Annotated in this window: 8 protein-coding genes and 1 pseudogene; 1 reads left to right on the forward strand and 8 read right to left on the reverse strand. The window is 72.4% G+C overall.

The features are described 5' to 3' along the window. Together FV228_RS18990 and cbiE are read right to left on the reverse strand one after the other, a co-directional pair. On the reverse strand, positions 1–293 hold a 293-nt coding region (locus tag FV228_RS18990; RefSeq protein WP_147856044.1), incomplete at its 3' end, for a cobalamin biosynthesis protein. Continuing rightward, positions 290–1510: a precorrin-6y C5,15-methyltransferase (decarboxylating) subunit CbiE gene (gene cbiE, locus FV228_RS18995; protein WP_147856045.1), complete on the reverse strand. Its 1221-nt coding sequence runs from the start codon at positions 1508–1510 to the stop codon at positions 290–292. The genes FV228_RS18990 and cbiE, both read right to left, overlap by 4 nt. On the opposite strand from cbiE, the gene FV228_RS19000 reads away from it, so the two are divergent. Beyond that, positions 1509–2306 carry a cobalt-precorrin-6A reductase gene (locus tag FV228_RS19000; RefSeq protein ID WP_246693953.1) on the forward strand — a complete coding sequence of 266 codons (798 nt, stop codon included), beginning with the start codon at positions 1509–1511 and terminating at the stop codon, positions 2304–2306. The two genes, cbiE and FV228_RS19000, sit on opposite strands and share 2 nt — an antisense overlap. On the opposite strand, the gene cobJ is transcribed toward FV228_RS19000, so the two are convergent. The 6 genes and pseudogenes from cobJ to FV228_RS19030 all read right to left on the reverse strand — a co-directional run. Continuing rightward, entirely contained in the window at positions 2273–3046 is a 774-nt protein-coding gene (cobJ, locus tag FV228_RS19005; RefSeq protein WP_147856046.1) for a precorrin-3B C(17)-methyltransferase, read from the reverse strand. The two genes, FV228_RS19000 and cobJ, sit on opposite strands and share 34 nt — an antisense overlap. Further along, a complete protein-coding gene (locus tag FV228_RS19010; RefSeq protein ID WP_147856047.1) occupies positions 3043–3459 on the reverse strand; it encodes a type II toxin-antitoxin system VapC family toxin in 417 nt (138 codons plus the stop codon). The genes cobJ and FV228_RS19010 overlap by 4 nt, the downstream gene beginning before the upstream one ends. Further along, on the reverse strand, positions 3456–3731 hold the full coding sequence (locus FV228_RS19015) for an AbrB/MazE/SpoVT family DNA-binding domain-containing protein (RefSeq protein WP_147856048.1): 276 nt from the start codon (positions 3729–3731) through the stop codon (positions 3456–3458). Before FV228_RS19015 ends, FV228_RS19010 begins: the two co-directional genes overlap by 4 nt. 73 nt (positions 3732–3804) lie before the next feature. Then, on the reverse strand, positions 3805–4584 hold the full coding sequence (locus FV228_RS19020) for a precorrin-2 C(20)-methyltransferase (RefSeq protein WP_147856049.1): 780 nt from the start codon (positions 4582–4584) through the stop codon (positions 3805–3807). Beyond that, the gene (locus tag FV228_RS19025) at positions 4584–5264 is read right to left on the reverse strand and encodes a precorrin-8X methylmutase (protein WP_147856050.1); all 681 of its coding nucleotides are present in this window, start codon (positions 5262–5264) and stop codon (positions 4584–4586) included. Before FV228_RS19025 ends, FV228_RS19020 begins: the two co-directional genes overlap by 1 nt. After that, positions 5261–5526: pseudogene (locus FV228_RS19030) on the reverse strand (precorrin-3B synthase); the annotation flags it as partial. The pseudogene FV228_RS19030 and the gene FV228_RS19025, both read right to left, overlap by 4 nt.

A 5526-nucleotide genomic window follows, 5' to 3' on the forward strand; every position in this document is an offset into this window, starting at 1 on the left:
GCCTCGGCCAGCGAGCCGACGCCGCGCAAGCGTTCGATCCGGGCCGAGCGCGTGACCACTTCCGGGTCGCAGGCTTCCAGGGCCGCGGCCTCGATGGGCAGAGGGGAGAGGCCGAACGCCGCCGCCGCCGTGCAGATGGACGGGTCCGCAGCCCTGTCGGACGCCGTGGCGACGGCCGTCAGATCGGTCCGGGCGGCACCGACGGCACCGAGGGCGCGGGTAATCAGCGCGGCGATTTCGTCGGCGCCTGTGCCGCGCCGGAACCCGATCCCGGCTACGAGCGGGTCGGTCATGGCTTGGTCCACGCCCATTGGGTCACCGGCATCGCGGGCCGCCAGCCATGCATCCCCCCGACCGGGCTCGCCCGATCGACCGAGAACCGCCGCAGGCTTCCGCCATGCTGGGCGAAGGCCGCAAGCAGCGCCGCCTCGCCCTGGAGCGTAACCGCGTTGGCCACGCAGCGCCCGCCCGGCCGTAGAGACGCGAGCGTATCCGCCAGAACCCCGGCCTCGGAAACGCCGCCGCCGATGAAGATCGCGTCCGGGGCGGCCAAGCCCGCGAGGGCTGCCGGGGCCGCGCCGGTGACCACCGACAGGTCCGGAACCCCGAGGGCCTGAGCATTCCGGAGGATCCGCTCGGCCCGGTCCGGCCGAGCCTCGATGGCGGTGGCGCGCAGGCTCGGATGGCGCAGCATCCACTCGATCGCGATGGATCCCGCCCCGGCCCCGACATCCCAGAGATGCTGGCCCGGATGCGGGCGCAGGGCCGCCAGCGTCAACGCCCGGATCTCGGCCTTGGTCAGCTGCCCGTCATTCTCGAACAGCCCGTCGTCGAGGCCGGGCGCCAGCGGCAGGGCCTGTCCCGCGCCGGCGACCGCGATGGCCACGGTGTTGAGCGGGTCGATCGTTTCGAGGTCGAAGCCATCGGCCCGGCCGGAGCGGACCCGCTCGCGCGGGCCGCCCATCGCCTCCAACACAGTGATGATCGAGGCGCCGAAGCCGCGCTCGGCGAGTAGCGTCGCCAGCGCGGACGGCGTGCTGCCGTCCCAGGACAGGACCAGGAGGCGGGCGCCGGGCTGGATGTGCGGCACGATCCGGGCCAGCGCCCGCCCGTGCAGGGTCACGAGACCACATTCGGCCAGCGGCCAACCGAGCCGCGCGCAGGCGAGGCTGAAGGCCGAGGGTTGGGGGAAGGCGTGGATCTCGGCGGGCGGCACCAGCCGGGCGATCTCGGCGCCGATGCCGTAGTGGAATGGGTCGCCGGTGGCGAGGATGCAGGTCGACCGCCCGCGCCGGGCCAAAATCTCCGGGTAGGCGTGGTGGATCGGGCTCGGCCAGGTCCGGGTCTCGGCGTCGAAGGGGGCGGCGAGGGCGAGGTGGCGGCGGCCTCCGTAGACGACCTGTGCGCCATCGAGCGCGGCCGCGGCCGCCGGCGCCAGGCCCGAGCGTCCATCCTCCCCGATGCCGACGATCGATAGCCAGCGGTGGCTCGACAGGGGATCAGCGCTCATGGACAAGACCCCCATGAACCGCGGCGCGATGCGAATCCTGATCCTCGGCGGCACCGGGGAGGCGAGCGCCTTGGCCCGGGCCCTGGCTGGACGGGGCGAGTACGCCGTGATGCTGTCGCTGGCCGGCCGGACCGCGGCCCCGAAGGCCGAGCCGGTGCCGACCCGGATCGGCGGGTTCGGCGGCGCCGCGGGTCTCGGCGGCTATCTGCGTGCGGAGGGTATCGATCGCCTGATCGACGCGACGCACCCGTTCGCTGCGACCATCTCGGCCAACGCCGCCGCCGCCGCGGAGACTGCGGGGGTGCCGCTGCTGGCGATCCGCCGGCCGGGGTGGTGCCGCGAGGCCGGCGACCTCTGGACCGAGGTGGCGACCATGGAGCAGGCGGTCGCAGCCCTGGGGCAGGCGCCCCGGCGCGTGTTCCTGACGATCGGCCGCCAGGAGGCCGGCGCCTTCGCGGTGGCGCCGCAGCACAGCTATCTGGCCCGGAGCGTCGAGCCGCTCGGGTCGGTTCTGCCAGTTCCGGACCTCACCGCCATCGAGGCGCGGGGCCCGTTCGACGCGGCGGCCGAGGCCGCGCTGATGCACGCCACCGGCACCGAGATCCTGGTCAGCAAGAATTCCGGCGGTGCGGCGACCTACGGCAAGATCGCCGCGGCGCGCAGCCTCGCGATCCCGGTGGTCATGGTGCGCCGGCCGGAGAAGCCCGACGTGCCGAGCGTCCCCGACGCCGCGGGCGCTCTGCGCTGGCTGGAGACCGGCGTTCATGCCGTGCCCGCGACCTTGCGTGAGGTGTAGACGAACGGCACGCCGCCGGACCGTGGGATCAGCCGCGTGGTGGAGGCGCCGAGGATCACCATCGTGGCCATGTCGGCCGGTACGGCATGCGCTTCGGCGAGCGTCGAGACCCGGATCGCTTCGTCCGGCCGGCTGATCGCGCGGGCGAACATCACCGGCGTCTCGGGCGCCCGGATCCCGGCGGCGAGATCAAGGGCGGCGCCGAGCTGCCAGGGCCGGGCCGCCGAGATCGGGTTGTAGAGCGCGATCACGAAGTCGGCCCGCAGCACCGCGTCCAGCCGGGCCGTCACCACCGGCCAGGGCTTCAGGTTGTCCGAGAGCGACAGGGCGCAGAAGTCGCCGCCGAGCGGCGCGCCGAGCCGGGCGGCGGCGGCCAACATCGCGGTGATCCCCGGCTCGACCGTGATGGTCAGGTCGCGCCAGCCGGGCTCGCCGTGCTCCACCGCCTCGAAGACGGCCGAGGCCATGGCGAAGACGCCCGGATCGCCGCCGGACACCACCGCCACCCGCCGGCCGGAGGCGGCGAGCTGCAGGGCATGGCGGGCGCGGTCGACCTCGACGCGGTTGTCGCTGGCGTGACGGATGAGGTCCGGGCGCTCGGGCACGCGCGCCACGTAGGGGAAGTAGCCGATCAGATCCTGCGCGGCGTCGAGGGCCCGGCGTGCGGACTCGGTCAGCAACCCGGGATCCCCGGGGCCGAGGCCGACCACCGTGACGCTGCCGCTTACACCCTGGTTCAACGTGCGTCTGCCTGCGATGTCAGCACCAGGGCGGCGAAGCCCTGCTCACCAAGGAGCTTGACGGGCCGTTTATCGAAGGACGCGAAAGCCTCGCTTCCCAACCACCGCCCCTCGAAGGCGATAACTCCGTCGGCGAAGTCACCGCCGGCTTCGAGAAGCGTCAGACCCGCCTCGACCCCCGGCCGGTTCGCCACCACGTTGTCGGCCTCGATCAGGCCGCGGATCGCAGTCGCGATCTCAGCACGTGGCATCGCGTATCGGCTGCGGAGAACCCAGACCAGTTCGCACAGCGTGTGAAGGCTGATCGCGACCTGGCTGGCCCGTTCCATTAGGTCCAACGCAGCGCGCGCCCGCGCTTCATCGTCGTCCACGACCAGGCGCAGCAGAACGTTTGTCTCAGGCGTGAGCTTCACGGTCGGTCCAGACCGGCCATAGCGGCGGCCGCCCCCGCCTCGGCGATGGCCTCGTCGATCTCCTCGATCGAGCAACGCGCGCCGTTACCCTTGCCCTTGAGGATCCCGTGAAGCTGCCGCCAGGAGCCGCGCGGCCGATCGGCCTTCAGTTCGGCCCGGCCATCGGGCAGCAGCTCCAGCCTGATCTTGTCGCCGGGCTGAATTCCGAGATGCTTAAGGATGTCCTTCCGGAACGTGACCTGACCCTGGTCGGTCACCGTCAAGGTCGTCATGATGCATCCTCCAACCTACAAAGTGTAAGGCTGCGCTGCATGACTGGCCAGAGCCGCGGATCGTGTCCGGCTCTCACGGCCGACGCCCCTCGCCGGGCAGGAGGACCATCGAAAAGTAGGGCGCGTCGTCGTCAGCCTTGTCGGCGAGCATCACCACGCGCTCGCCCGCCATGGTGCCGCGCTCGACATAGACGGCCCGGCCCAGCAGCCCGGCGGCGGTGAGCGCCGCGCGCACCTTTGGCAAATGCCGACCGAGCTTCATCACCACGGCGGCGTCTGTGCCGCGCAGGCGCTCGGTGAGCGCGTCCAGCGGCAGTGTAGCCGGCAGGACCGTGAGGATGTCGTCGCCCCAGGTGATCGGCGTGCCGGCCCGGGTCCAGCAGCCCGACATGCCGGTGACGCCCGGCACCACCTCCACGGGGAAGCGGTCCTTGAGGCGCCGCCACAGGTGCATGAACGAGCCGTAGAAGAACGGGTCGCCCTCCGACAGGATCGCCACGTCGCGCCCGGCGCCGAGATGGTCGGCGAGTTGGCCGGCCGCGTCGTCGTAGAAGGCGGCCAGCGCTGCCACGTAATCCGGATGCTCCGGGTGGATCTCGGTCGTGTAGGGATAGGCCAGCGGCATCTCCCGGGCGGGGTCGCGCAGGATCGCGTCCGCGATGGTACGGGCGTTGCCACGCCGGCCGCGCTTGCAGAAATGCACCAGCACGGGCGCGCGCATCAGGATGCGCTGCGCCTTCACGGTGAGCAGTTCCGGGTCGCCCGGGCCCATGCCGACCCCGTAGAGGGTGCCGGTCACGGCCGTTGCTGGAATCTCCTCGACGGGGGCTTCGACGCGCTCGAACCCGTCCATCACTCGACCTCGCTGGCGAGTGCGTTGACCGCCGCCGCGGTCATGGCGCTGCCGCCGCGCCGGCCGTGGACGACGACGAACGGGACGCGTCCGTCCCGGGCCAGAGCGTCCTTCGATTCGGCGGCGCCGACGAAGCCCACCGGGATGCCGATCACGGCGGCCGGTGGCGGCACACCGGCGTCCAACAGCTCGAGCAGGCGGAACAGCGCGGTGGGCGCATTGCCGACCGCGACGATGCTGCCCGGCAGGTGCTCCCGCCACAGCTCCATTGCGGCGGCCGAGCGGGTGGTGCCCAGGCTCGCGGCGAGATCCGGCACCCGCGGATCGCCCAGCGTGCAGATCACCGCGTTCTTGGCGGGCAGCCGTGCCCGGGTGACGCCGTCGGCGACCATCCGGACATCGCACAGGATCGGGGCTCCGGCCTGGAGCGCCGCGACCCCGGCCTCGGCGAACCCATCCGACATCTCAACGTCCACGGGGAGATCGGTCATGCCGCAGGCATGGATCATCCGGACGACGACGCGCTCGGCCGCACCGGACCAGCGCCCGAGGTCGGCCTCGGCCCGGATCATCGCGAAGGAGCGCGCGTAGATCGCCGCACCGTCACGGATATAGTCGTAGCGGGAGGCCGTCTCCGGCTCCAAACCTGCCTGGCGCAGGGCATTCTGGCTCGCGCTCATGCCGGTCTCTCGTTCCTCCCGAAATCCGTCACGGTGTTCCCCGGTGCGAAGGCGGCGGCGAGCCCGACGGTCTTGGCCCTTCCTAACCGCTCCAGCACCGCCTCGATAGGGAGGTGCATCGCCGGCTCATCGCCGGGCGCGCCGCCGATGACGGCGCCGTAGAGGCCACCTCTTCCGACGAGGGTCAGGTCGGCGGGGCCGGGCCGGGCGCAGCCCTTGGCGCAGCCGGAGACGTGGGCCGCGCGCCCCTCCAGGCCGAGGG

This window comes from Methylobacterium sp. WL18 (assembly GCF_008040015.1).
In the GTDB taxonomy this organism is placed as follows: domain Bacteria; phylum Pseudomonadota; class Alphaproteobacteria; order Rhizobiales; family Beijerinckiaceae; genus Methylobacterium; species Methylobacterium mesophilicum.

Coding starts and splice junctions, on each gene's coding strand:
- FV228_RS19000 (WP_246693953.1), top strand. CDS start 1,509: ATGGACAAGACCCCCATGAACCGCGGCGCGATGCGAATCCTGATCCTC.
- cbiE (WP_147856045.1), bottom strand. CDS start 1,510: ATGAGCGCTGATCCCCTGTCGAGCCACCGCTGGCTATCGATCGTCGGC.
- FV228_RS19015 (WP_147856048.1), bottom strand. CDS start 3,731: ATGACGACCTTGACGGTGACCGACCAGGGTCAGGTCACGTTCCGGAAG.
- FV228_RS19020 (WP_147856049.1), bottom strand. CDS start 4,584: ATGGACGGGTTCGAGCGCGTCGAAGCCCCCGTCGAGGAGATTCCAGCA.
- FV228_RS19025 (WP_147856050.1), bottom strand. CDS start 5,264: ATGAGCGCGAGCCAGAATGCCCTGCGCCAGGCAGGTTTGGAGCCGGAG.